Below are 25,443 nucleotides of genomic sequence, written 5' to 3'. Positions count from 1 at the left end.
TGTCAGTAGTAATTTTTCTATTCACTTCTGTCAGGAAGACCAAGGCGCTGATATAGTTCTTGTTGCTTAGGATAGAGGAAAGAATCTTTAAAAGTTTTGCGAGTTTGTGAAGCCAACTCCTTTAACACATTATTAAAACTTTTGTGTTTTAAATCTTGAAGCACTTGAGATAAGTGAATGCCCGCTGCTAGATGAGGCTGCAAACGTTCTAGCTCACCAATTGAGAGTATTTGCCAATCTAGATTGACGATTTGTTCTTTTTTCAATAACTCATTTATGTGAGCGCGAAAATCATCACTATTAATTAAATACATATCTTCAAGAGTAACTAACACCGGCATAAATCTGCTGCAGTCATGAAATTCATCTAGATTACTGGCTCGGGCTTTGCAGGCTTTGATAAAGGTATCAATTTGTATTAAACCTTTTAGGACTTGTTCCAAACTATCATTGATATCCTCTTCAGATGAGATAGTTTTAGCAGGTAATTTAAATTTGGTTGCTTTACACTCCAAAACGATCGCTACGCTACCATCAATAATTGCATAATCAGGAGATTGTGAGTTTTTTATACCAAGGTCGCGTATATCAATAATTTTTTCTGAAGTAATAGAGTTATTTAAGATAAGTTTTAAATACTCTTCTAAAACATATCCAAAATAATCAGAAAACTTGTTTTTAAATTTATTAAATAGTTGATAATATATACCGATAGACATTCTATCATCAATTAAACCAGGCACGGGAGCGCACATAAAGTCTTGTCCAAAATTCCCAAAACCCTTACTTTTGCAAGGAAATACTAGGGGATATGTCTGCAGAGGATTAAAATCATACATTCTAAATCTACGATCGTTGTTTTTACGCTTGTCATACAAGGTCGTAATTTTAACTTGATCGCCTGCTAACTGGTAAACGACCTGAGAGATAGCTTTATCATCAAGAAGACTAATACCTTGGGAGCGTACTTTTTTAAACAAGTTTAAGGAAAACGCAAAATTGTTTTTTGCAAATGCAGATGCTGCAAATCCAATATGGATAAACTCATGTATAGAGACTCCATTAAGAGCCGAAAATTCTTTTTGTATATCGAATTGTCTAATACCTGGCTTACCTACTAAACTATTGGGAATCTCATGGCAAAGTAAGATAGGTCTTGAAAATTGACTGAATTCACTAACCTCAAATGGAAATTGGCTACAGGCTAATCTCAACATCACAAAAGCGGGATTAGAGCCCATAAAATTATTCTCTAATTCTTGGTCAAAGGTTATAGGGTCGGCTAGTAAGTAATCAGAAACAAGTCTTATGATTGTATCAATGTTTAGTAATTTAATTTTTTGGCTTACTATGCTAGGCTCGGAAAATCTAACAGCAAATAGGGCAACTCCCGCAGCTATAAAGGGACGCAAGCTATCTTTTCTTTGATAGAGAGAGTACAAAACATCACCTAGCCGGTATTTGCTAATTTCCTGACGAATCTTGAGTTCAAGTTTATCTAAATCCTCCAAGGTGTTAATTTCCATTTTTTTAGTTTTGCTGTACTTGCGGATGAATTCGATCGCACCACACCGGAATCAGAGACTTACCTATTTTCCATGATACGATCGCCCTTTCCATCTCAAACTCTGCCAGATCGAGCGATCGCCCTGAATGAATCCCACCATAGCATAAACCGCTTTATGCCAAAGTTATCCAAATGTCAAACGCCGCACCGTACCGTCATCTGTAAATCGCTGTTCGCCAACGCCAACAACTTCCACAATAACTTCGCGTTCTGATATCAAAAATTGACCCTCCCGCGCGGCAATTTCAACGATAATTTTTTCCCCTTCCAAATACACCTTGTAATTAGTCGTAGCCCAGACACCTTTTTCATGTTCAAAACTGTGTCCGTCGTCCTCATAAAGCGTCCATTCACCGCTTCCGGGCCAAATTCGCATTTTCAATGAATCAAGCGGTTCTTCGCTGACAAATTGCCTCACAGGCGCTAACGCAATTATGCCCCCGCCCCGCACGTAAAGCGGCATTCTCTCCAAAGGTGCATCAGCCAAAATGTGCATCGGGCCCTGATAGCATTCGCCCGTCCACCAATCGTACCAAGTCCCCTCCGGCAAATACACAGCGCGATGCTCAACTCCCGGGCGGTAAACAGGTGCAGCCATCAGCGACGGGCCGAGTAATACTTGATCGTAAAGGTGATAAGTTGCCCGATCGCGCGGAAAGTGATACAGTAGCGGTCGCAAAATCGGCGTTCCCGCCGTCGCAGCTTCCCAAAACAACGTGTAAATATAAGGCAACAACTGATAGCGCAAATTGATGTATTCGCGGCAAATCTTCTCAGTACGATCGCCAAAAACCCACGGTTCGTGCTGCGCCGTACTCATCGCCGAATGACCGCGCATCAAGGGATACAGCATCCCCACCTGCATCCACCGCGCGAACAATTCAGCGGTTGCATTCCCCGCAAAACCGCCGATGTCGCAACCGACAAACGCCACACCGGAAAGCCCCATATTGCAAAGCATTGGTAGCGACATTTCTAAGTGTTCCCACTGCGATTGATTATCGCCCATCCATACCGACGAGTAACGCTGAACGCCCGCAAAACCCGATCGCGTCAGCACAAAAGATCGATCGCCCGATCGCACTTTTTGCAACCCCTCAGCACAAGCTTTCGCCATCATCAACCCATACAAATTGTGCGTTTCGACGTGGGTAGCGCGATCGGATTCCGGGCCTTGCGGTGCATCCAGGGGAAAGCTGATGTGTTCGCCGCCGTCACCAAAAGGCCGTTCTGCGATCGCAGGTTCGTTCATGTCGTTCCAAATCCCCGCAATCCCAACATCTGTCAGAGTTTTGTGCAATTCGCCCCACCATTCGCGCACTTCCGGCCTCATGAAGTCGGGAAACACCGCTTTGTCCGGCCAAACGTAACCGTGGAATAGCTTTCCCTCTGCGGTGCGGACGAAATAGTCATTCTCGACACCCCGATCGAATATTTCATAATCTGCTTCCGGTTCGTACTTGACACCGGGATCGACAATCGTGACAACCTTAAAACCCGCTGCTTTCAAGTCTGCGATCAGTTTCGCCGGATCGGGGAAATGCTTCGGGCTCCAGGTAAAAACGCGGTAGCCGCGCATATAGTCGATGTCGAGGTGGATGACATCGCAGGGAATCGCCCGATCGCGAAATTCCTTCGCCAACTCGCGCACAATGTCCTCGGATTCGTAGCTCCAGCGGCATTGGTGGTATCCCAGCGCCCATTTTGGCGGAAGCGGCATCCGGCCAGTTAACTGCGTGTAGGTGGCGATAATTTGGGCTGGTTCCGGGCCGTAAATGATGTAGTAGTCGAGTTCCGGGCCTCTGGTTTCCATCCGCAAAACCCCCGGTTGTTCGGCGCCGATGTCGAATTGACTCCAAAATGTAGTGTTGAAGAAAATGCCGTAAGCGCGATCGGGATTCAGGGCGATGTAAAATGCGATCGCCTGGTACATTTCATCGGTGAGGGAATTGTAGTCGAGGGAGTCGGTTGTCCAGTTTGTCTTGACTTCGGAGAGTTTGTCGAGAAAGCCGGTGCGTTCGCCGAAACCGTAGAAGTGCTCGTCTGCTTCGATGCGCTTCCAGCCCGCGGTTGCACCTGCGCGCCATCCCATACTGCGATCGCAGTCGCTAGCAAAGGGTTTTCCCGATTTGTCAAAGCATTCGATTGCAGGGCGCTCTCGCTTTACGGAAATTAATATTCCTGCGGTTTCAATTTCTATTTTTTCCTCGGTTTCTCGCACTTCAAATGGTATAATTTCCCACTCTTCGTCAGCGAGGGTTATTGAGTGCGATCGGCTGTTAAATTCACCTGTAGGGGACATTCGCACTCGGATTAAATTCGGTGCGAGGATGCTGATTTTTAGGGAGGTTTCGCCGCAATTAAAGTGAAGGGTGCGATCGGTCTTATTGATAGATTGTACTGAGCCGATCGTTGACCAAGGCTGTTCAGTAGTTTGGAGTTTTCCGAAGTATTGCGGCATACACTCTGACTCGAAATATTATAGATTTTGCTATGAGCCGTTAAGGGTTGTCATCTGGCCAAAGGCCGAACTAAGTAAATGAACTAATTAAACGTAAAACTATCTCGCTGTTAGAGCCCCGACTTCTTTAAGAAGTCGGGGCTCTGGGTGTTCGGTTTTTTTGAGGTAGGTCTAGTTACAGGCTATTCAGTTTTAGGATTGGATAGGAACCGTTGGCGAAGAGCAAGTAAATGGCTAGTATTAAGCTTAGTAACTCTAATCCACTCTTGATTTGGAGAAATATCTTAATTTCGTCTATGACTCTTTTCATAGCTTTTTTCCTCCTTTTGCGCCGTCATCTGTAGACAGGCTTTTTGATTTTTTCGGTAGCTTAGTCGCCACGTAAACGATCAGTGTAGCCATATCCGCCATGATCTTAGCCTTCGCGAACCAGTCCCTCCCTTCAGGGGAGAAGCTTTTGGATCTCAGAAACAAAAAAGTTGGTTTTTGCCCTAATGATCGATACCTATATTTTAGACGGGTTTTTAGGGGCCGTCCTCTAGCTAAAGGAGGAATATAACTTGTCAGCATTTCAAGTAAATGGACAAATGCGGTCAAACTGAGATATTGCACTATTTTCAATAGGCTTTTTACGGGCTGGTTCTCCTGCCCAACCCCTAATCCCCACAAGAAAACTCACTCTTTGTGGAACAGGCAGTCGAACCTTTTAAGCGAGAATGGTGCTCTTCGTTGAGGTGAAATATACTTCAGCAATACCGTGGGTAGCCGAATAAGCTACTGTAAAAAATCAAACAGGTATCCATAAAGCAAGTAGAAAATAACTTAAAAAATCTACACAATCGATCGCCCGATTGCTTGCCACAACTCATAGGGGTATTGGTTAAATAGCTTTAGCGATCTTCGCCTCAATTGTGAACTCTTCTCTTCTCTTTCTTCGTGTCTTCGCGGTTCATTATATCCGGCACAAAACGAAGTGGAGCTTTCGCTTCACATTTACGAAATCTCCACTTTTTTCACTATTCTAGTGGCTGCAAAAACCATGTTGCCTTCACTAGATATTACTTGTACAAAACAGCCTCTTTCAAAGCCGCGATCTTACCTAGCGCTTCATCGAGATCCTCTTGGGACGCGCCGTGGGCAATGATGGCATCGGTCAAATGCTTCACAATTGCATCAAAGTGTTCAGGCTGTAAATTCAAACCTGCGTGGGCCTTCTCCATTGAACGGCCTGAGTATTGCTTGGTGCCCCCGAGGGCATAAGAGATAAAAGCAGTTTGATGGCGGCGCTGCTTTTCCATATCTGTATGATCGAAGAAGTGGCTCACTATCTCGTCAGCCAAAACATCGCGGTAAAAATCATCCACCATCTCTTTAATGGCTGACTCTCCACCCATTTTCTCGTACAATGTTGTTGCCATATCGTTTGAGGGAGTTTGTTATTTTGACTTACTCTTTAATTATACCAGGCACCTTTGCTTTTCTCCAGCCGGTGAAATATTGCTCTCATCTGACTAATTACTTAGTACCTGTTCCGACTGCTGGTATTTTTTTGATAGCCCTCTATGTGTAAACTTTATTAACGTTCTGTCGCCCGTTAGATATTCCCGATCGCCCTCCCAGCATTTGGATCTAATGCACGGATTGCTTTTTTTAGCAAGATGTTTCTTACACAGCGCCAACACGCATCTGTTTTCCAGCTAGCAAACTCAAGAAATCGGTGAGAAAACAGAGGCTGGATGCGATCGCAGAAATTAGGCCCGCCCCTGCAATTGGACAAGTTAAAATAAATGGGCGATCGGCTGCTAAGCGGCATCATGTATAATCGAATTGTCAATAAAATCTTCTCACCACAACGATCGCCTGTATAGTAATATTTGGCAGTTGCTAGTCGGTTGCGACACTTCCGGGCGATCGCCCGCAGTTAAGAAAAACCTTTGACTTAAGTACGCGGACTGAAATCAAGATTATTATGTCCTCCGCGAGGAACGAAGCAATCCCAAGTCTGAGTGATTGCTGCATTTCTATCTGCTGTTTCCTTAAACTTTGATGATTTTTGAGTGCCTTGAAATACTATAGCCAACATCCTAACGCTTTCTCGATCGACTACCTCAACGACTTGCGAGGAGCAATTCTAGCCTCCCCTTATCTAGCAATCAACAACCTCAATCGCGATTTCATTGGCACAAAAGGGTTTTCCGTGGTGTTTCAACGTTCGGAAATCGCCGAAGTAGAACGGCGGTTCCCTTTGTTCAAACCCTATCTAGACCAAGCATTACAGCGTGAATGCAATGCTTTTTACCTCAACCCTTTGTTGCTAGGTGAAGGTTCCCGCGTCGATCCGCATATCGATCGATCTTTGCGATCGTACTGCAAAACAGTTGAACCTCCCGCAGCCGTCAGCGTTTTGTACGTACAAGTACCGCCGAACTTGCAAGGGGGAGAGTTGATACTGCGGCGCAACAAACAGCAAGTCGGGCAGATTAAGCCGCAAGCCAACTCGCTGATCTATTTTCAAGGAGATTTGACTCACTCTGTCAACGCCGTTAAAAGTACCGGAACTCGTTTGAGTTTGGTTTGCGAACAGTACAGTTTGAGCGAAACAGAACTGCAAGATATTCCAGGATTCACAGTGGAATCTAGGGCCGTGAAAGCAAAAATTAAGTAAGGTTTATTTGATCCTGGGTTGGGTCGCTTTAACTTGGGTTTACGGTAAACTTAAGGCTCAATCTAAATCGGGACTTTTGAGCATTTCCATCAACTTCCGCTTCCGACTGTGTACTTGCATCAGTTGAGAACGATAAGCAGACCACTGAAGATTTTGCCCAGTTTGTAAATAGGCTGCGCGGGCTTTTTCCAACCACTTAATCGCAAGATTGTACTCGTTTGATTTCCCCTGATCCATAATCGATGCAGCACGCCGACAAGCATTGGCGATTACCCAATCGGGGCTGTGGCTGATAGCAGCCCCCATTACTCGGTGAATCAGTGCGGAGTGGTAATAACCCAAGTCATCAGCAAGGGCGATCGCCTCTTCAATCATTCCCTCATCCAGAAAAATATCAACCTTCGCGTCAGTAAATTTCCAACTTTCATTATTTTTCAGAGTTGCTAACAAATCGGCTTTCAAAGTTGACCAACTATCTCTTCCTAACTCCTTCACTAAACTATAATCCCTAAAGGACGGTTTGATTTTAAATATCTGGATTCTAGCATTTAACGCAACTTCGTCGTCCCCCAACTCAACAGCCAACTCACTCATCGAGATTGCCAGTTCGTAATGGCAATGACCAGACAAATTTAACCCAGCTTGACAAATTTTCAGAGCTTGTTCTAAGGCTCCCTGTTGTTTTAAAGTTTGAACAAGAGCAAAAGCATCTTCCGCTGATTGCATCTCAGTAGCAGCAGCTTCCACTGCTTCTTCTACTCTCCCCAAACGAGTTAACATCGTCAAGTATTGTTGAGCACAACCTTCTGCTTGGGCTAAGTATAAGTATTCTCGCTCGCGTTCCTGGCGATCGAGGATTTGCAAGCGAATCAATGCTAAGTCGCGAGCACAGTCTGGTGCGTCACCAGCCCAAACTCCTTGCCCAGTAATGTTTCCTTCAAGTACCTGTTGGAGTAGGGGGTCATCCCAACCTTGGCGTAAAGCTTCCAAGCTCATGCTGAAATCACAATCCCATTCATCTTGCCAAGCTTCTAACATCACCTGGAGATCGATCTCTTCTTCAGCAGTTAGTTGAGCAGTCAAAATGGCTTCTGTCCAAGCTTCATTTAAAGCGTTAGCTATCTCATAATTTTCAGCGCCAAACTCTTCAACATCATTCCAATCTTCAACGCAGGCTGTGGTGATGCCTTCTAAAATTACTAAGGCGTTGTTGCCATCCCCATGTTCGCTGAATTCCTGGGCTCGCTGAATTAGATCTAAAAGTTCTTCTGTAATCGGGTCTTCCTCCCATCCATCCTCCAAATACCTCACAGCCTCTCGCAAAATTCGTCGTACTTGGTGTCGAAAGGGAGCAGGATCGATGGAGGTGTGGCGGGGTGCTTTGGTTGGTTGGCTTGAAGGTGCAGGAATAGCAATTAAGTTAATGTATTGTTCGATCGCATCAATGAGTGATGGTTCTTTTTTTACTAAATGCTGTATTAATTGCTGGGTTTGTACATCGTTGAGGCGATCGAGCAATTGTTCCAGTGTCGGACCCTGCTCAATTATTTCTGGTTGCCGCAGACACAAGAACAAAGTCGCCACAATGTGTTTACACCACCCATCGTTATCGTAAGGACAAGTGCAGAATAAAGTAGATCCTAATCCGGCATCATCAAAGGGCAGGGTAACACGGTAGGGTTCTACTTGGGAACCCTCCACTACTGCTTGCACCATATTGCCACGCCGGACTGCGCTGGTAACATTGCCAGCTAAATAGTAAGCTTCACCCCGCTTGAGGGATTGGGCAGAGGTGTTATGCTCGATCGTTGTTTCACTGAGTTTGGGAATGGGCATGAGACTATGCCTCAGCAATTAAAGGATTAGACTTGATTTTACCTGAGAAATACACTTGCTCTACAATTTAATTGCGTTCCGATTTGAGGTTTCCATAAATTTCAAAAATCTGTAAAAAAACCCGGTTTCTCCACACCCGTGCCTAAGTGCTGTCTCTGCCTAACTACCAAAATCGGAATAATAGCCAAACTTTTGATGAGTAACAGCCCATACAGTTAGTTTAGCCAGACAGCCTCAACTTAAGATTCCCAGAAACAGCGAACAACGTCAAGGATCAAAATACAACGATACACAGCATTTTCGAGCGACGCAGGATGTCGGAGTCAATGAAGCTGCTGGTTGGGTAAAATGCCAGAGGCGATCGACTTACCAATAAAAACAGCCAGATTAATTTAAACTGATTAAAAATTAGGCTGCGAAAATCCGATGATCCGCAAGAAGAACCGCAAAAAGTTACCTTTATTAGCAGCATTCTTAGTCTCGCCATTTATTTCTTGGTTCCTGAGTGCGATCGCACTATTTCTCAGTCTCTGGGTCATTATACCAGCACCCACGCTATTTCTGTACCCTTTGGCGGTGGGAGCACCAGAAATCAGTCCTTGGTTAGTTGCTATCCATACGATCGCCCTTTTCCTAAACCTTTGGAAGCGACATTCAGGCAAAGTCTACATTATTTTACTGATTTGTAACCTGTTCGCCCTCATCCTGAGCCTGCTTCCCCTGATGCAATTCCCTGCAGCCAATGCAGCCATAGCTACCCAAATGCAAGCTGTTCTGGGGGAAAACTATTTAGCAGCCGTTCCTCAAGCCGATCGCGCGCAGCTACGCCCTCAACCCTTTATCCTCGCAGATGCCTTCCGAGGAATTCCGATTAGAGACGTTAGGATCGATCGGGCTATTGGATTTGCCAACCCTGACGGAGTTTCACTGAAACTAAACCTTTATCGGCCGATGCAAATTGGCAAATATCCGGCGATAATCACGATCTACGGGGGAGCTTGGCTCAGAGGCAATCCTGATTACAATGAGGAATTCAGTCGCTACATGGCCGCTCAAGGTTATTGTGTGGTTGCAATTGATTACCGCCACGCTCCCAAGTATCGATTTCCTGCTCAGCTTGAGGACGTACAAGCCGCTCTTTCCTACATCAAAACTCATGCCGATGATTGGGAAATCGATCTCAATAGAATTGCTCTGATGGGAAGGTCTGCCGGTGCTCATTTAGCAATGCTAACTGCTTATGATTCAAGCGTGCTTCCAGTTAGAGCCGTGGTGAACTATTACGGGCCAAATGACCTGATTGGGGGATACAATGACCCACCTTTTCCTGATGCAATAGATGTTAGAGCCGTCTTGCGTGCCTTTCTCGGAGGAACCCCAGACGAACTCAATCAGCTTTACCGTCGGGCTTCTCCCATCAATTACGTTAAACCGAATCTTCCCCCTTCTCTACTGGTTTATGCAGGTCGCGACCATATCGTGCAGGCTAAGTTTGGGCGATCGCTCTACGAACGATTACGCGCCACGGGCAATCGTGCTATTTTGCTTGAAATCCCTTGGGCTGAACACGCCTTTGATACAGTTTTTAATGGCCCTAGCAATCAACTGGCTTTGTATTATACAGAACGTTTTTTGGCTCATGCTCTGAAGTCTTCCGATTACCAGCCAATTAAATAAAATTTAAAATTTTACTCATTTATGCTCAATAAACGGCGTCTAAAACTGGCTGAAGTCTTGCTCTAAATCTCTTCATTTTAAATTCATATAAATCCCCCTTACTGCGCCGAGAAAGTTTTGTGGCGCTGCTGAATAAAAGCTTACCCCGCCAGCGGTGGGGCCACCACGGGGGGATTGCCCCTACAAATTTCATACCCTAATTCAGCAACGTCAAAGCGAGATCCCTTTCTTGGCACACTATATATAGTGTGCCTGGGTAAGTCCTGTAAATGTACGATCGCCCCCCTGTTTCAGCGCCCCGCGTCCTGTTAAACTGAAACCCTGCGGTTGTGTGCGATCGGTGCGATCGACCTTTCTGAAAAAAACCTAAACTTCTGTAGCCTAGGATACATTTATTTCGTTAATGATTGTTTAGACTCTCCAAGTGTAGATTGTGTACTCTCCATAATTCTCCAAAACCCCTAAACGAGTGCGTTGTTTGCTGGACTGCGATTTATCGATCGTCGAACCGTTAAAAACCATAAGTAGTTTTGACCTGAATTCATCGGAATTGATTCGCACAAAATTTTTGAGCTGACCAGGGTGAAGATTAGTTACTAAATCTGTGCAGCGAGGACATCTATAAAGCTGACTCAAGTTAGTACAAACTCTTGTCATCTATTTTCTTGCTAATAACCGAAATCCAACCGCATCTCACACTGGATTGTCACAGCCGGTGGACGGCGAAGTGATTGAGCCTCGCTCCTCCAATCTTTTAGAGCTTGCCAAAAAAGGCATCCTCCCATAAGTTAGCATTGACAAAAAATCTTGGGTAAATCCAACATATTTGTCAATCGTTAAACTTTTGCTAACATCTATTTTTTCACAACTACTCGTCCTGCAACCCAAATAAAAATAACCATGAGTGGAAACGAATCGCGCGTTCAAGCAATTTCTCAAATCGTCAACCGCAAACTGATGCCTGGTCGGCCTCCCAAGCGGCTAGAAGATATGTGGGCTACAGACGTTTTTACTCTGAGCAAGATGCAAGAAAGTCTGCCCAAAAGCATTTTCAAATCAGTAAAAAACACCGTTCAAACCGGGCAAAAACTAGATGCTTCCGTAGCTGATGTAGTTGCAGTAGCAATGAAAGATTGGGCTATTTCCAAAGGAGCCCTCTACTACGCTCACGTATTTTACCCCCTGACCAACGGTACCGCCGAAAAGCACGACGGTTTCATCTCAGTGCAAGGCGACGGCTCCGTCATCTCAGAATTTGCAGGCAAAGTTCTCGTACAAGGCGAACCAGACGGCTCCTCATTCCCCAACGGCGGCATCCGTTCCACCGCCGCCGCTCGTGGATATACAGCCTGGGATGTCACCAGCCCTGCTTATGTCATGGAAACAGACAACGGGATGACATTGTGCATTCCTACTGTTTTCATCTCCTGGACAGGTGAAGCCTTAGACAAGAAAACCCCGCTTTTGCGTTCCATTGCCGCAATGAACAAAGCAGCAACCCGAGTGTTAAAGCTATTAGGAAATACCGAAGTTGCTCCGGTAAATTCCAGTTGCGGTTCTGAACAAGAATACTTCCTGGTAGATGCCAATTTCACCAACAACCGCCCCGATTTACTGCTAGCAGGTCGCACCCTTTTTGGCAAACCTCCTGCGAAAGGTCAGCAATTTGACGACCACTATTTTGGAGCGATTCCAGAGCGCGTTCAAGTCTTCATGCAGGAAGTAGAAGAAAGAATGTACAGGCTGGGAATTCCTGCCAAAACCCGGCACAACGAAGTAGCTCCCGGTCAGTTTGAAATTGCACCAGTTTTTGAAGCGGCAAACGTCGCCAGCGACCACCAACAATTAACCATGACAATTCTTCGCAACACTGCGAAGAAACACGGTTTTATGTGTTTGCTGCACGAGAAGCCTTTCGCCGGCATTAACGGTTCTGGCAAACACGTCAACTGGTCGGTGGGCAATGCCACCCAAGGGAACTTATTAGACCCCGGGGATACACCGCACTCGAACATACAATTTCTAGTGTTCTGCGGCGCTGTGATTCGCGGAGTTCACAAATACGGGCCGCTGTTGCGCGCCGTAGTTGCTACTGCCAGCAACGACCACCGATTGGGTGCAAATGAGGCTCCACCAGCAATTATCTCTGTCTATTTGGGTTCGCAATTAGAAGATATCTTCGGGCAAATTAGCCGGGGAGAAGTTAAGGACTCTCAATGTCGGGGAATTATGAACTTAGGTGTAGAAACACTGCCTACTTTCATGAAGGATGCTGGGGACAGAAACCGGACTTCGCCCTTTGCCTTTACTGGAAACCGATTTGAATTCCGTGCAGTAGGTTCCGGTCAGTCTGTTTCCGGGCCGCTGGTGGCGATGAATACAATTCTTGCAGATTCTTTGGACTGGATTGCTAACAAATTAGAAAGCGATTTGGCTAACGGAACTGAACTGAATGCTGCCATCCAAACAATTCTCAAAGAAGTGATGGACGAGCACGGTGCGGTTGTATTTGGCGGCAATGGCTATTCGGAAGAATGGCACAAAATGGCTGTTGAGGAACGGGGTTTAGCTAACTTGCGGACTACTGCAGATGCTTTGCCCGTGTTGAAGGAAGGATATATTGAAGACTTGTTTGAAAAGACAGGTGTTCTGACTCCCGTTGAATTGGAAAGCCGTTACGATGTTTATGCAGAGCAGTATTTGCTGGCAATTGAAGTCGAAGCAAAACTGGTATCAAGCATGGCAAAAACTATCATTTACCCGGCTGCGGTGAGGTATTTAGCTGAACTTTCCGGCACGGTTTCTAAGTTGAAAGAGATTGGGATTGAACTGGAAAAGGAAACGGCCGAAAAAGTAGCGGTGCTGGTTAAGTCTATGATGGATACTGCGGGCAAGTTGAGTGATGCTTTGAGCAAGCACGATTTTGCTTCGACAGAAGACCATATGCAGTATGCTTCGCAAACAATTCGTCCTTTGATGGATGAGGTTCGCAACTATGCGGATGCTCTGGAGGGTGAAGTGGCTGATGATTTGTGGCCGCTGCCTACTTATCAAGAAATGCTGTTTGTTAAGTAATCGCGAATTCGGTTAATTTCCGGTGATATTTGTAAGGACACGGCAGTGCCGTGTCCTTACTTGTTTTTGAGGTTAAATCAGTGTTACGCTGAATCTGTCAAAGGCATTAAAGACAAACGATAGTAAGAAATTTGAAGATTGTTGAGATACCGTTTAAGAAATTTATCGGCGTAGAAAAAGTAATCTGGTTGCGAAAAGCTATTATGCGAATTCAATCTTTCTTGAAACAAATGACTCTGGCGGCTCTAGCTCTGGTTTTTGTGATAAGTTGCAGTCGATCGACTCCGAACGTAAACTCTTCCCCTGAAGCAAGTACCTCTAGCAGCTTTAGAGTGGCGTTGCTCGTCACAGGCTCCAAAGACAAGAACAGTTGGGCTCAAGCCTGCTTTGAAGGGTTAAACCTAATCAAAGATAAATTTAATGCTCAGGTAGACTTTAATGGCCTTGACAATGAAGATAGTGAAGCTGCCATTCGCAAATATGCCCAGTCAGGCTATGACCTGGTAATTGCATGCAGTGGTGCCTATGTCAAAGCTGTCGAAAAGGTCGCTCAAGAATTTCCGCGAACGAAATTTGCCATGGTTACAACCTATCCAGGGAATAACCAAAATTTGGGGGCTGTTGCCTTTCGATCGGGTGAGGTGGGGTACCTCACAGGTGCTTTGGCTGCCATGAAGACCAAAAGCAATAAAGTTGGATATATTGTAGGTGCAGCTTATCCGGTTTACAAAGAAGAAGAAGCCTTGTTTAGGCGGGGAGTGAAGGCAACGAATCCCTCTGTTCAAGCCTCGACTGCTTTTCTCAATTCTTGGGTTGATACCGACAAAGCCATCAAAGTCGCAACGGATATGGTTGCCTCTGGAGTAGATGTTTTGGCAATCAACGCGGATCAGGCAGGGTTAGCCGCGCTAAAAGCCGTTACGCAAAAGCCAGGAGTCCTTGTGATTGGTTGGGCCAAGGATCAGTACGAACTGGCTCCCGGCAAAGTCCTAACTAGCGTTCTGCAGGACATTCCCAATCTGGTGCTAAATGTGGCAGTGTTAACCCAGCAAGGTCGCTGGGAAGGAAAACTTTACAAGTTTGGGCTCAAGGAGAAAATCTACGACTTTGCCCCTTTCCGTGGCACTCTCACGTCTCAGGAAGAGGACACTTTCAAGACCATCCGAGAAGCTGTGACGACTGGCAAAATCGATGTTTCTCCTTAGTGCGCCGATTAATTGATTTACTAATATTGAGCCTAAGTCCGATGCAAAATCAACGCCACGATCGCGCTCTTCCGATCGCCAAAAGCTCCCCTTCACATCTCTGGCAACCCTTCTTTTCTATTGCAAATCAGCTCCGCTATGGTTTGATATTTTTGGTTCTCCTGAGCTTACTGCCCACTGGTGGCTTGCTGATCTACCTCAGCTTTCAGGCGCAGATCCAGCAATCGCGATCGCTCCAACAAGAGCGTAGTCAGACAGCAGCAGGGCAGATTGATAATTATCTAGATGACTTGAAACGAAAACTGAGCTATTTAGCTAGGGTCAAAGGACTCACAAACTTTCAACCTCAAGCGCAGCAGAGCCTTTTGGAAGGGTTGACTCGTCATAATGATGCTTATGAAGCCGTTGCCATTTTGAACCGGAAGGGACAAGTTGTCGCGTCAGTTTCACCATACGAACCGCTCAAGTTAGAAAATCCAGCCAATTCGCCACTGTTTATTCGTGCCTTCAAACAACAGGAAGATTATGTCAGTTCTGTAGAAATTAATCCTCAAACCCACGAACCAAAAACCCTTCTGGCGGTTCCGATTCGGAATGAGCGAGATGAGGTGGATGGGGTACTATTAGCACAGGTAAATCTCAACTTTCTCTGGTTTATTGTTTCCCAAACCGAGGTCGGCAAGACGGGTTATGTTTATGTAGTTGATGAGCGTAATTTTCTCATTGCTCAAAAGGGTAGTAAGCCAGAAAATTTTCAACTTCAAGATATTTCTCAGCGCCCTTTCTTTCAATTTTTGAAAGCATCCGAAGATACTAAGCGCCTTAACGTTTATCAAGGTCTAAAGCAGGTAGAAGTATTGGGAGCTAGTGCCTTAGTTCGGAGCGTGAATTGGAATGTGGTTGTAGAACTGCCCACGGCTGAGGCTTATGCTCCCGTTTACCAAATGCTCTCAATTATGGGAGGCTCATTGGCGGTGGTGACGATCGTTGCTATTGGCATTGGCTTTCTCTTTATTCGGCAAATTGTGGTGCCGCTCCAGCGCTTAACCACGGCAGCTATTGAACTCAGTGCGGGGCAATTAGAGACGCGGGTCAAGATCGACAGCCAAAACGAACTGGGGACATTGGCGATCGCTTTTAACAATATGGCAACCCAGTTAGAGGAACTGATTAAAGCAGTTGAAGTGGAACGCAATTTCGTTTCAGCCATTCTTGAAATTGCAGGTGCCCTGGTAGTTGTGCTCGACCCGCAGGGACAAATCGTTAGCTTTAACCGAGCTTGCGAACAAATGACTCATTACTCCTTTAGTGAAGTAAAAGGGCGCTACCTTTGGGAATTGTTCCCGAACTCAGACTTAGCAGGACAAGCCAAAACTGCTTTTGAGTCTTTACAATCTGGTAATTTTCCCCAGCAGTATGAAGGCAGTTGGGTGAGCAAAGATCAACAACTCAGACTGATTGCCTGGTCAGATACTGCTTTACTGGATAATCAAGGTGAAATTGAGTACATCATCAAAACAGGGATTGACATTACTCAACGGAAACAGGCAGAAGAGGAACTCAAAGCGTCGGAACAGCGGCTATCTTTTCTATTCCGCCAAAGCGCACTGGCAGTTGTGGAATGGGATTTAAACTTTAAAGTCACGGCCTGGAATCCAGCGGCAGAGCAGATTTTTGGTTACACGGCTACAGAGGCGATCGGACACCATGCCGCAGAATTAATTGTGCCTGCGTCTGCCAGAAAGATAGTCGATCAAGTTATGAACGAGTTGTTGAGTCAGGTTGGAGGAATCTACAGCGTCAACGAAAATATTACCAAAAACGGTCAAACCATTATTTGCGAATGGTTCAATACGCCTTTAGTAGGGAATGCTGGAAAGATTGTTGGAGTTGCATCCTTGACACTGGATATTACTGAGCGCAAGCAAGCCGAAGCTGCGTTAAGGCAAGCAAAAGAGGAAGCTGAGGTTGCACTCAAAACCTTGCAGCAAACTCAGGCACAGCTTATTCAGGCAGAGAAAATGTCAGGTTTGGGGCAACTGGTTGCTGGTGTTGCTCACGAAATTAATAATCCAGTCAACTTTATCTATGGCAACCTGAGCCATACTGCCGACTACACACAAAATTTACTAAAGTTGATTCAGCTTTACCAGCAAACCTATCCAACTAATGCCCAAATTCAGGAAAAAATTGAAGAGTTCGATCTGGACTACATTAGTGAAGATTTGCCCAAAATGTTGACTTCAATGAAGGTAGGAGCCGATCGCATTCGTCAAATTGTCCTGTCGCTACGAAACTTCTCGCGGCTGGATGAGGCCCAAATGAAGCCAGTGGATATCCACGAGGGAATTGACAGCACATTGATGATTTTGCAAAATCGACTGAAGGCAAATCCGGCTCATCCTGCTATTGAAATTGTTAAAGAGTACGGCGACTTACCGCGAGTAGAGTGCTATGCCGGACAGTTGAACCAAGTCTTTATGAATATTTTGGCAAATGCGATCGATGCTTTGGAAAACTACGACAATCAGCGTTCTCCAAAAAATATCCAAAAGAATCCCAGTTGCATCACTATTCGGACTAAGTTAGTCACAAAGGAAACTGGGCCCGGTTATTCTAAAAACGTGGTGATTCAAATTGAAGACAATGGCCCTGGGATAACGGAAACTGTTAGACCACAGGTGTTCAATCCCTTTTTCACCACAAAACCAACTGGTAAAGGAACAGGATTAGGGCTATCCATCAGCTATCAAATTGTAGTTGATAAGCACGGTGGCTCCATCGAGTGCTTCTCTCAACCCAATCAAGGAACAGAGTTCCGAATTGAAATTCCTGTTTTGCAAAGCGGTGCTGTAGCACTCGTGGGTAAATAAGTGCTATCACATTCCTCTTTTATATGCTGACTCCAAAAAAGTCAATTACTAACGCCTAAATTAACCGAAATAGACATCTTTTAGGGCTGATATTACTATAGGTTATTTTGGGAATCATGTTCGGTTCTCTGGGAGATAGAGACCGAGGAAGTAATGTTTTCATTCAGAATTACAGAGGGTTTTAGTCTTAAGTTGACACAAATGGGCAGTGTCCCAGTCCCCGCAGGCTTTAAGAAGTCGGGGATTTAACATAAGATTAGATCGACCTACTCAAAGCTAGATAAATGACAGTACCGCGTCTGGAACAATTTAGAGGTTGTCTGATCGGTCAGTGTTTCGGCGACGCTATAGGCTGTAGAGTAGAAGGCTATCCTCCCGAAGTTTGCCAAAACTTTGTCCGCTACGAAGTTAGACTCAAAAAAATCAAAGATCGCGATCGCTTCGGCTTTCCTTTTGGTCAATACACCGACGACTCCCAACTCGCCCGCGAACTCCTCCAAAGCTACGTCGCTTGTGGCGAATTCGACCCCAGCGACTACGCTACCCGTATTGCTGACATTTTCGCTCAAGAGCGCATTGTCGGGCGGGGTCGATCGACAGAAGAAGCTGCAAACCGCCTGATACGGGGCGTTGCTTGGCAAAAAGCTGGTACTCCTGCTCCCAATGCTGGTAATGGCAGTGCGATGAGGGCTGCACCGATCGGCTTAATATTCTACGATGACCCGTCCCAGCTTGTACAAGCTGCTTGCGATCAAGGGCGCATCACCCATCAAGATTCACGGTGTTGTGCCGGGGCTGTGGCGATCGCCGGGGCTGTGGCGATCGCCCTTCAATCTGACATGATGATTGAAACTGAGCCATTTCTGAGCCAACTGAGCGAATTGGTAGCAGAAGTTGATTCTTCCTTTGCTGCTTTGCTCAAAGATTTGATTGATTGGGTCAAATTGCCCCCAGAGTCAGCCGTAGAGTTGATTTCAAGAGCTGGACTACCGTTAAACTACCAGCACTCTTGGCAAGGAATCTCGCCTTTTGTAGTCGGTAGCGTCTTGTGGAGTTTATATGCGTTTTTGAGAACGCCTCAAGATTACTGGGAAACTCTCTGCACTAGCATCGCCGTCGGTGGCGATGTGGATACCACCGCAGCAATGGCTTGTGCCATCAGCGGGGCATTTCTGGGCCGAGAAGCCATCCCGAATCAACTAGCGGAACTTTTGAACGATCAGGGTAGCTGGGGCCTCGGCGAACTGATTGAACTCGCTGACAATTGTTATCAGTTGAAAGTTAAGTTGTAGCCGCTTCAAACAACTTAGGACTTATTATTACGGCTCAATAAATTGGGACGATCGATATTTATGTTTCTAAATCAGTCGATCGCCCAGACTCAAATTCCCTCAATCATATCAAATCCGTTAGCATCGGAATAGTAAATTCGAGTTGACTGTCAACCGTCAACCGTCAACCGTCAACAGTCAACATCATTCCGGTGTAACCGGAAATGATATCAAACGATTTTCTCGCTAGAAAGTTCCCCGCTAGCAGGAGGCTCTACCGTATCGCCAAAGGCAATCCGCAGAAAAGGCGGAGCCAAAAAAGTCGTCAGAATCACCATGATAATAATCGAGACTTCTAACGGTTTATCCAAAACCCCACTCGCGGAACCGATGCCGGCAAACACTAACCCGACTTCGCCCCGAGGAATCATCCCCACTCCGATCGCCAATCGATTGATTCCCGGCTGACCAAACACCACCCAACCTGTTACGATCTTGCCCAAAATAGCAACCACAATCAAAAATACGGCAATCAAAAGTCCTGCCCGATTATCCGGCACTGTTGGGTTCAAAACCCCCAAATCCGCCCGTGCTCCCACCGCCACAAAGAAGATGGGTACAAATAAATCGGCGATGGGTTTCACCATTTCATCCAACTCCTGGCGGGCATCGCTTTCATCCAACACCAAACCAGCCGCAAACGCACCCAAAATCGCTTCTAGATGAATTGCATTGCCCAGAAAAGCCATGAAGAAAGCAAAAATAAATGCCGGGATGATAATATTGCCGCGACCTTTTAGTTGACCCACCACCGCCGAGAAGGTTTTGTCGAAGACACCGCCCAACAGAATCGAACCTAGCAGAAAAACAGTGGCGCTGACAATCAAATAGATGACATTAACAACATCAATCTCACCGGTTTTGGCTAAACTGGCGACAACAGCCAGGACAATAATTCCCAGCACATCATCAATCACCGCCGCACCGACAATGATTTGACCTTCTTTAGAGTTCAGTTGTCCTAAATCAGACAAAACTTTGGAGGTAATTCCAATGCTGGTTGCCGTCAAAGCTGCCCCCGCAAAAATTGCTGGAATTGCCGCCGTGTGGAAAATTATCATTAAGCCCGCAGTACCAGCGGCAAAGGGAAATGCCACACCTACGCAGGCGACAACGGTAGCTTGAATCCCCACTTGCTTGAGTTGTTTGAGATCCGACTCTAAGCCAATTTCAAACAGCAGAATAATCACGCCTAATTCAGCTAGCACTGAAATGACTTCACTCTGCGATTCAAAGACACTGGTGAGGGCGGCAGGAGACAGATGATTAATCGATTGCAGAACTGTCATAATCCCTGAGTCTGAGGCTGACAGCCCGCTTCCGGGAAAAACGAGCAAGTGTAAAGCAGATATTCCAATAATTACCCCTGCTACAAGTTCACCCAAAACCGGGGGAAAATCAAATTTTAGAGCCACTTCCGCGCCGATTTTACTGGCGATATAAATCACTACCAAACTGAGCAAAACTCCGCTGAGGACGATCGGCGAATTTTCTGCCTCGACTGTTGCTAACAAAGGTATGGGATCAACTAGGGATGCCATCCCAGAACTTAAAGCTGTAATTGTATGGTTAAAAAACATGGGTACGATGATGGTAAGAAAGACGATTCTACGCTGACTGACGATTCTACGCTGACTGTTGAGTGTTGAGTGTTGAGTGTTGAGTGTTGAGTGTTGACTGATGACTGATGACTGATGACTGATGACTGATGACTGATGACTGATGACTGATGACTAATGACTAATGACTAATGACTGTTGACTGTTGACTGTGAGTCGGAAAATTGATAACTGTTACATATTGGGTAGCCAGTTAACTCGACATGACTATCAAGCAAAACTCGAAGAGCCTAAATCTGGGGGTACATCCTGCCAGCGCCCTTGTCCGACTGCTTGAATTGCTTCTTTTAGCAAGATATCGCCGGTATAAATTGCCCTACCGACGATCGCACTTTTGACACCAATTGGTTCCAAAGCCAGCAAACTCAACAAATCTGCGATCGAACTAACGCCACCGGAAGCAATCACCGGAATCGAAATAGCGTTAGCAATTTCGCGCAAAGATTCCAAATTCGGCCCTTCCATAGTACCGTCGCGGTGAATGTCAGTGTAAATAATTTCAGCCGCCCCTAACTCTGCCATTTTTTGCGCCAATTCTGTTGCTAAAACTTCCGAAGTTTCTAGCCAGCCTCTAGTCGCAACTTTACCATTTCTGGCATCTATTCCCACCAGAATTCGGCCGGGAAATTCGGCGCACAATTCGCCGACTAATTGCGGTTGTTCGACGGCGACAGTGCCGAGAATGACGCGCCGAACGCCTAAATTGAGGATAGCAGCAACAGAAGCGCGATCGCGCATTCCCCCACCTACTTGACAGGGAACGTCTACTGATCGGACGATCGCTTCAATGGCTGCTTGGTTGACTGGATGACCTGCTTTGGCGCCGTCGAGGTCTACTAAATGCAGCATGGTTGCGCCTTCATTTACCCACTCTCTGGCGACGGCGACGGGGTTGTCGTTAAAAGTTTGAGACTTCGCGTAGTCTCCCTGATACAATCTGACGCATTTTCCATCCAATAAGTCGATCGCTGGAATTACATTCATAATTTTTCCTCAAATTGCTAATTATACCAGTTAAAAAAAAGAATGCAACTTTAGGCAAACTCCCAACCCATACATAATCATTCATTCCAAATTTTAAAATCTAAAATCTAAAATCTAAAATCTAAAATAGTATTACCCATTACCATTTATTTTTGACATTTGCAACCGCTCGTTAAATGAAACATGATCGCAGAAGAAAGCGTAGACCATAAAGGAGTCTTGACATCGGCTTTTTGCAAAGCTTCGGCCGTCCAGTCGTTGCAAGTTCTCAAAATAGAGTAACTGCCTTTTGCTTCATAAAAACTCTCCGTGTTGTCGTAGCCGTAGCTAATTTTGATTTTATTACCTGCTGCGTCTAATAGGAATGAATTTTTAATAAAATTTACCAGCCTCAGATAATTTGCCCCACTAATTTTCACACATTTGGTTTCTAGATTTCGGGGGATAACCCGATAACTTTCAACGTGTACGGTAGACGGAGTAGGGAGAAATAGGGCTTTGAAAGCTGTAACTGGGTTGATACTTCCTGATGTGGGAGTTTCCAGCATAAAAGCTCTATCTCCCCATCCAAAAGACAAATATTTATAATTAGAAGTGGCATCCCGCCCTATTTCTGTTAGCGGTAAATATTGATTCCACTCAAAATATTCATTTTTAACTGGAACGATGACCTCCGTGTGAATGCCTTCGTTGGAAATGTATAGAGAGATTGTGCAATCTGCTTGCGAGTAATTTCCCCACTTACTGGGAGTGAGATAGCCAATTGTTAGGAAAATGGTCAAAGATAAGATGACAATTCCTAAGCGCTGTATGATTTTTCTCATTTTAACCATGGGTTTCAAATTCTGCCTTCGGATGGCGGCCGCTGCATCTTTGTGGGAAAGAATTCTTGCAAGGCCGAATTGCGCTGTTCGGGGGTTTCGCTAGCCCAATTCGACAAACTTTCGTAGAAAAAGAACGACACGCCAGCGAAATCTCTTTTTCGCACTTCTTGCACTTGTTCTTGAATTTGTTTGAGCGGCACAGAATTATTTTTAAGACCTGTTAAAATGCCGATCGCAGTTGGAATGTGAAGTTTAGCTAATTTGACTTCTTCCCGTTCCAGTTCGGCACTAAAACGCTTGATATCGCTGCGATAAATTTGCAACACAATTTCTTGGATATAGCCGCGTCTTTCCCAGGTAAACCAGTCCTGCAAGTGGGCGGGTAAAGAAAAGTGAAAAGGGTTCGGAGATAAGCTGACAATACATTTTTCTTTGCGGGATTTGATGGCGCGGGAAAGTCGCCCCATGAAGTCGTTGATTTTGTCGGCGCGCCAGCGCACCCAGAAGGTTTCGCGGGCGTCGTCGGAGGGAGGGCTTTTGATTTGTTCCTGATACATTAACATTGTTAACGGCTCGTAGCCAAATTCTACTGGCAAGCCGAAATGGTCGTCAAATTGAATGCCATCTATGTCATAATTATCGACAATTTCTAGGATTAAATCTAAAATAAATTGCTGCACTTCGGGATGAAAAGGGTTCAGCCAAACTCGCTCGTGTTCGCCTTCTTTCCAAATAGTTGAACCGTCGCGTCGCTGCGCCAGCCAGTCGGGGTGAAGAGTGGCTAATTCCGATTCGGCGGGAGCCATGAAACCAAACTCAAACCACGGGATTACTGCTATACCTTTGGGGCGGGATTGTGCTATAATCTCTTTGAGGATGTCTCGGTCTTTCAATCCGGGCGAGGGGTCGATCGACTGTCCGAATACTCTTTGGGCTGCAGCGCTCGGATAAAGCGTATAGCCTCCTTGCCAAACCGTGGGATAGATGGTATTAAAATTGAGTTTGTCCAGTCGATTTACAGCGTCAATGATGTTGTTGCGGGAGAAGATAACCTCGCTGTCAATGTTCGTCAGCCAGACGCCGCGCAATTCGGTTGTTGGGGTTTTGGGCGGGGTTTGAGCTAACAGACGCGGGGATAATATGGCGGAGGAGGTAAGGGCGATCGTAAAAACAACTATTAAACCCAGTATCCGCTGCCATTTGTGCAATTTAATCATCAATTTGTCGCAAATATGATTATTTTTAGACTGATATTTTACCCTATAATTAGCTTGTTAGGGTGCGCCAGCTAGGGTTATTTTATTAAAAGGCGATCGAACATTTCCTGACGCCCCTACTCTTTTTGATATTATTAGGGGTCAACGATGATACCCATAAATAATATTGTTCCTGTAGTATTGTCTCGAATAGCACAAAAGAATGGACGGTTTACATTCATTTCAAAAGCCGGCATAGATCTCGTCATCTCAATTACAGTCACGGCTGCTGCTTCTGTACCTTCTTCGTTAACTTCGACAAATGTTTTGTGTTTTACCGATTCTACTGCTACTGGGCTATCAGTCATCGGGGAAAAGTCTGTTTTCAATCCACCGAAAAATTCTGCCATTCCCAAAGCTATAAGTGTGTCGTTCAGTTTAACTTCATACTCCATTTTGAAGCGCGGTATTTCAATCATTCCACTTTTAACTCTAAATTCTTGCATCCATTTATTCCAGTTTTCTGGTGTTAATTGCTGCGAGAAAGTTGCCAAATTGGTATTGGAGTTTGGCAAGAAAATATACATACTCAGAGCGCCTTTTTGGCCGTAAGGTAAACTGACTGCTTGAAAAGTGTCTGTTTTGTAGCACCGATAAGAGCCCTTCTGGGACATCATGGGATGCTGTTTGGAAGTGCTGTCTGTTAAATAAAAAGTTTTGTTGCCAGTTTGAGATTTATCAAATGGCGTTTCCCAGTTGCCTTTGAAATAGATGGCGTTAATCAAAAACAAGAGTGTATCAGGCTTGATTTTAGTGACTATTTTATCAATTTTTCCTTGAGTTTTTTGGCTCACCCAGTTGTTAATGATGCTGAGAGCTTCTTGCGGACTCTGAAAGTCTATTTCGCTAATATTGGCTTGGTAGTATTGTTGATTTATTTGCAAAAATTCGGGTTTTAATGAGAAGCCTTGTTTGACAAAAAGCGCGTTGGCAATTGATACTTGCACCTTGGGGTCATTTTTTTGCAAACTGTTTTGCAAATTTTGATTTGCTGCGTTGATTGCTTTTGGACTCATTTTCGTTAATTCGAGAGCTTTTGTCATTTCTTGTTTGGTTTCTCCGCTAACTCCGTTGTATGTCATTGACAGTGCGAGGGCGACAGAAGTAGGCGAAATAAAGATATTTTTATTCGGCTGTTGTTTGCTTAGGGTGTTGAACAACTTAAAGCCAAATTTGGTATTAGCTGCAACAAGTCTGGCGTCTACATTTATCGGGTTGTTAGGGGGTGTCATGGCTAGAGCTCCTGAGTGATTGGGATTTGCGAGGTTGATTGCGTTAATTTTTAATGGCGGCGCTAATTATGTGATTCAACCGTACATGATATCATATTGTATTGGTTAAATTTTTAAGAATAACCTTGTAGGTTCATGACTTTTCGATAGTGGGCTTCTATTTCACTTACTGTTTGAGATTGACGCTTGCTAGTTCCCTTGCTGCGATCGAATAATTCCCGCCTCCAAGCATCAAACTCGATCGTTTGCACCTTACTTTTGCCACATTTATGAATAGTCAGTGTGCGCGTTGATTAAACCTGGCTGCCGCAGCTTATTTTTGCCCTTAATAACTATTTTCGCAGCAGTTGAATTCTGAGCGATCGCACTTATGCAATTATTCACCACTTGCACATCTGCGGTTTCATAACCGCTATCAACCGGAATTAAGGCATTTTGAATTGTAAAGCTCACAGATTTACCATTTCTGTAAATTGACATTGATTTTTATTGTATGATTGCAGGGCGCTAACCTTTGCGATCGCTAAACTGTAATCAACTTAATAAATCCTAAAATTTATCAAAAAGTCGCCCCTGATACTTCATTAGACCTCTTGCGAAAGTCTTAGGAGATCGCTAGTTTGTATTCCAAGAAAGTTCATAATTATAAATACCAGCGATCAAATTAAATCTTAATCCGAAGCGTTTTCTTCGATTCCGCTACCGTGATGAAAGTATTCTAAATATATTTAAAGTTCGATGTATGTTTTCAATAATAACTAGGTCTTTTGCTAGTTGCCGATTGAAAAGTTTTTCCGCTGGACTCAGTTTTTGGTATTTGGTTTTTTTGAGCGGTGTT

Annotated in this window: 18 protein-coding genes; 6 read left to right on the top strand and 12 right to left on the bottom strand. The window is 45.0% G+C overall.

The genetic code is table 11. From position 1 onward, the window contains the following. Window positions 1–17: 17 nt before the first annotated feature. From QUA40_RS13010 to QUA40_RS12995, 4 genes are all read right to left on the bottom strand, one after another. A complete protein-coding gene (locus tag QUA40_RS13010) occupies window positions 18–1,526 on the bottom strand; it encodes a hypothetical protein (protein ID WP_333126151.1) in 1,509 nt (502 codons plus the stop codon). A gap of 165 nt (window positions 1,527–1,691) precedes the next feature. Next, window positions 1,692–4,028, bottom strand: a complete 2,337-nt coding sequence (locus QUA40_RS13005) for a glycoside hydrolase family 31 protein (protein WP_333126149.1) — start codon at window positions 4,026–4,028, stop codon at window positions 1,692–1,694. A gap of 1,058 nt (window positions 4,029–5,086) precedes the next feature. Next, entirely contained in the window at window positions 5,087–5,446 is a 360-nt protein-coding gene (locus tag QUA40_RS13000) for a group 1 truncated hemoglobin (RefSeq protein WP_333126146.1), read from the bottom strand. 176 nt (window positions 5,447–5,622) lie between these two features. Further along, window positions 5,623–5,862, bottom strand: a complete 240-nt coding sequence (locus QUA40_RS12995; RefSeq protein WP_333126143.1) for a hypothetical protein — start codon at window positions 5,860–5,862, stop codon at window positions 5,623–5,625. 228 nt (window positions 5,863–6,090) lie between these two features. Between QUA40_RS12995 and QUA40_RS12990 the strand changes: the two genes are divergently transcribed. Then, a complete protein-coding gene (locus QUA40_RS12990) occupies window positions 6,091–6,693 on the top strand; it encodes a 2OG-Fe(II) oxygenase (RefSeq protein WP_333126140.1) in 603 nt (200 codons plus the stop codon). Window positions 6,694–6,750: 57 nt separating this feature from the next. Here the strand turns inward: QUA40_RS12990 and QUA40_RS12985 are convergent, their stop codons facing one another. Further along, complete coding sequence (locus tag QUA40_RS12985; RefSeq protein WP_333126138.1) at window positions 6,751–8,529, bottom strand: SWIM zinc finger family protein; 1,779 nt, start codon at window positions 8,527–8,529, stop codon at window positions 6,751–6,753. Between the two features lie 426 nt (window positions 8,530–8,955). On the opposite strand from QUA40_RS12985, the gene QUA40_RS12980 reads away from it, so the two are divergent. The 5 genes from QUA40_RS12980 (at window position 8,956) to QUA40_RS12960 (ending at window position 18,651) form a co-directional block, all read left to right on the top strand. Next, the gene (locus QUA40_RS12980) at window positions 8,956–10,206 is read left to right on the top strand and encodes an alpha/beta hydrolase (protein ID WP_333126136.1); all 1,251 of its coding nucleotides are present in this window, start codon (window positions 8,956–8,958) and stop codon (window positions 10,204–10,206) included. A gap of 900 nt (window positions 10,207–11,106) precedes the next feature. Then, a complete protein-coding gene (locus QUA40_RS12975; RefSeq protein WP_333126133.1) occupies window positions 11,107–13,281 on the top strand; it encodes a glutamine synthetase III in 2,175 nt (724 codons plus the stop codon). 203 nt (window positions 13,282–13,484) lie between these two features. After that, complete coding sequence (locus tag QUA40_RS12970; RefSeq protein WP_333126130.1) at window positions 13,485–14,486, top strand: BMP family protein; 1,002 nt, start codon at window positions 13,485–13,487, stop codon at window positions 14,484–14,486. Window positions 14,487–14,527: 41 nt separating this feature from the next. Next, the gene (locus QUA40_RS12965; RefSeq protein WP_333126125.1) at window positions 14,528–17,359 is read left to right on the top strand and encodes a PAS domain S-box protein; all 2,832 of its coding nucleotides are present in this window, start codon (window positions 14,528–14,530) and stop codon (window positions 17,357–17,359) included. A gap of 284 nt (window positions 17,360–17,643) precedes the next feature. Further along, window positions 17,644–18,651 carry an ADP-ribosylglycohydrolase family protein gene (locus QUA40_RS12960; RefSeq protein ID WP_333126122.1) on the top strand — a complete coding sequence of 336 codons (1,008 nt, stop codon included), beginning with the start codon at window positions 17,644–17,646 and terminating at the stop codon, window positions 18,649–18,651. Between the two features lie 209 nt (window positions 18,652–18,860). Here the strand turns inward: QUA40_RS12960 and QUA40_RS12955 are convergent, their stop codons facing one another. From QUA40_RS12955 to QUA40_RS12925, 7 genes are all read right to left on the bottom strand, one after another. Next, window positions 18,861–20,270 carry a cation:proton antiporter gene (locus QUA40_RS12955; RefSeq protein ID WP_333126120.1) on the bottom strand — a complete coding sequence of 470 codons (1,410 nt, stop codon included), beginning with the start codon at window positions 20,268–20,270 and terminating at the stop codon, window positions 18,861–18,863. 249 nt (window positions 20,271–20,519) lie between these two features. Beyond that, window positions 20,520–21,293 carry a 1-(5-phosphoribosyl)-5-[(5-phosphoribosylamino)methylideneamino]imidazole-4-carboxamide isomerase gene (gene hisA, locus QUA40_RS12950; protein ID WP_332955518.1) on the bottom strand — a complete coding sequence of 258 codons (774 nt, stop codon included), beginning with the start codon at window positions 21,291–21,293 and terminating at the stop codon, window positions 20,520–20,522. 146 nt (window positions 21,294–21,439) lie between these two features. Then, window positions 21,440–22,117, bottom strand: coding sequence for a TIGR02117 family protein (locus tag QUA40_RS12945; protein ID WP_333126117.1), 678 nt, complete (start codon window positions 22,115–22,117; stop codon window positions 21,440–21,442). Window positions 22,118–22,131: 14 nt separating this feature from the next. After that, the gene (locus tag QUA40_RS12940) at window positions 22,132–23,334 is read right to left on the bottom strand and encodes a glycoside hydrolase family 10 protein (RefSeq protein ID WP_333126114.1); all 1,203 of its coding nucleotides are present in this window, start codon (window positions 23,332–23,334) and stop codon (window positions 22,132–22,134) included. A 134-nt stretch (window positions 23,335–23,468) separates the two neighbouring features. Next, window positions 23,469–24,605 (bottom strand): serpin family protein, encoded by a 1,137-nt coding sequence (locus QUA40_RS12935; protein WP_333126111.1) that lies wholly within the window; start codon window positions 24,603–24,605, stop codon window positions 23,469–23,471. A gap of 113 nt (window positions 24,606–24,718) precedes the next feature. After that, a complete protein-coding gene (locus QUA40_RS12930; protein ID WP_333126109.1) occupies window positions 24,719–24,856 on the bottom strand; it encodes a hypothetical protein in 138 nt (45 codons plus the stop codon). A 16-nt stretch (window positions 24,857–24,872) separates the two neighbouring features. Continuing rightward, the gene (locus QUA40_RS12925) at window positions 24,873–25,085 is read right to left on the bottom strand and encodes a hypothetical protein (protein ID WP_333126106.1); all 213 of its coding nucleotides are present in this window, start codon (window positions 25,083–25,085) and stop codon (window positions 24,873–24,875) included. Window positions 25,086–25,443 lie beyond the last annotated feature (358 nt).

Source organism: Microcoleus sp. Pol11C3 (assembly GCF_036701485.1).
Lineage (GTDB): Bacteria > Cyanobacteriota > Cyanobacteriia > Cyanobacteriales > Microcoleaceae > Microcoleus.
The sequence above is the reverse complement of the archived record's forward strand: the minus strand, read 5'-3'. Positions and strand labels throughout refer to the sequence as shown.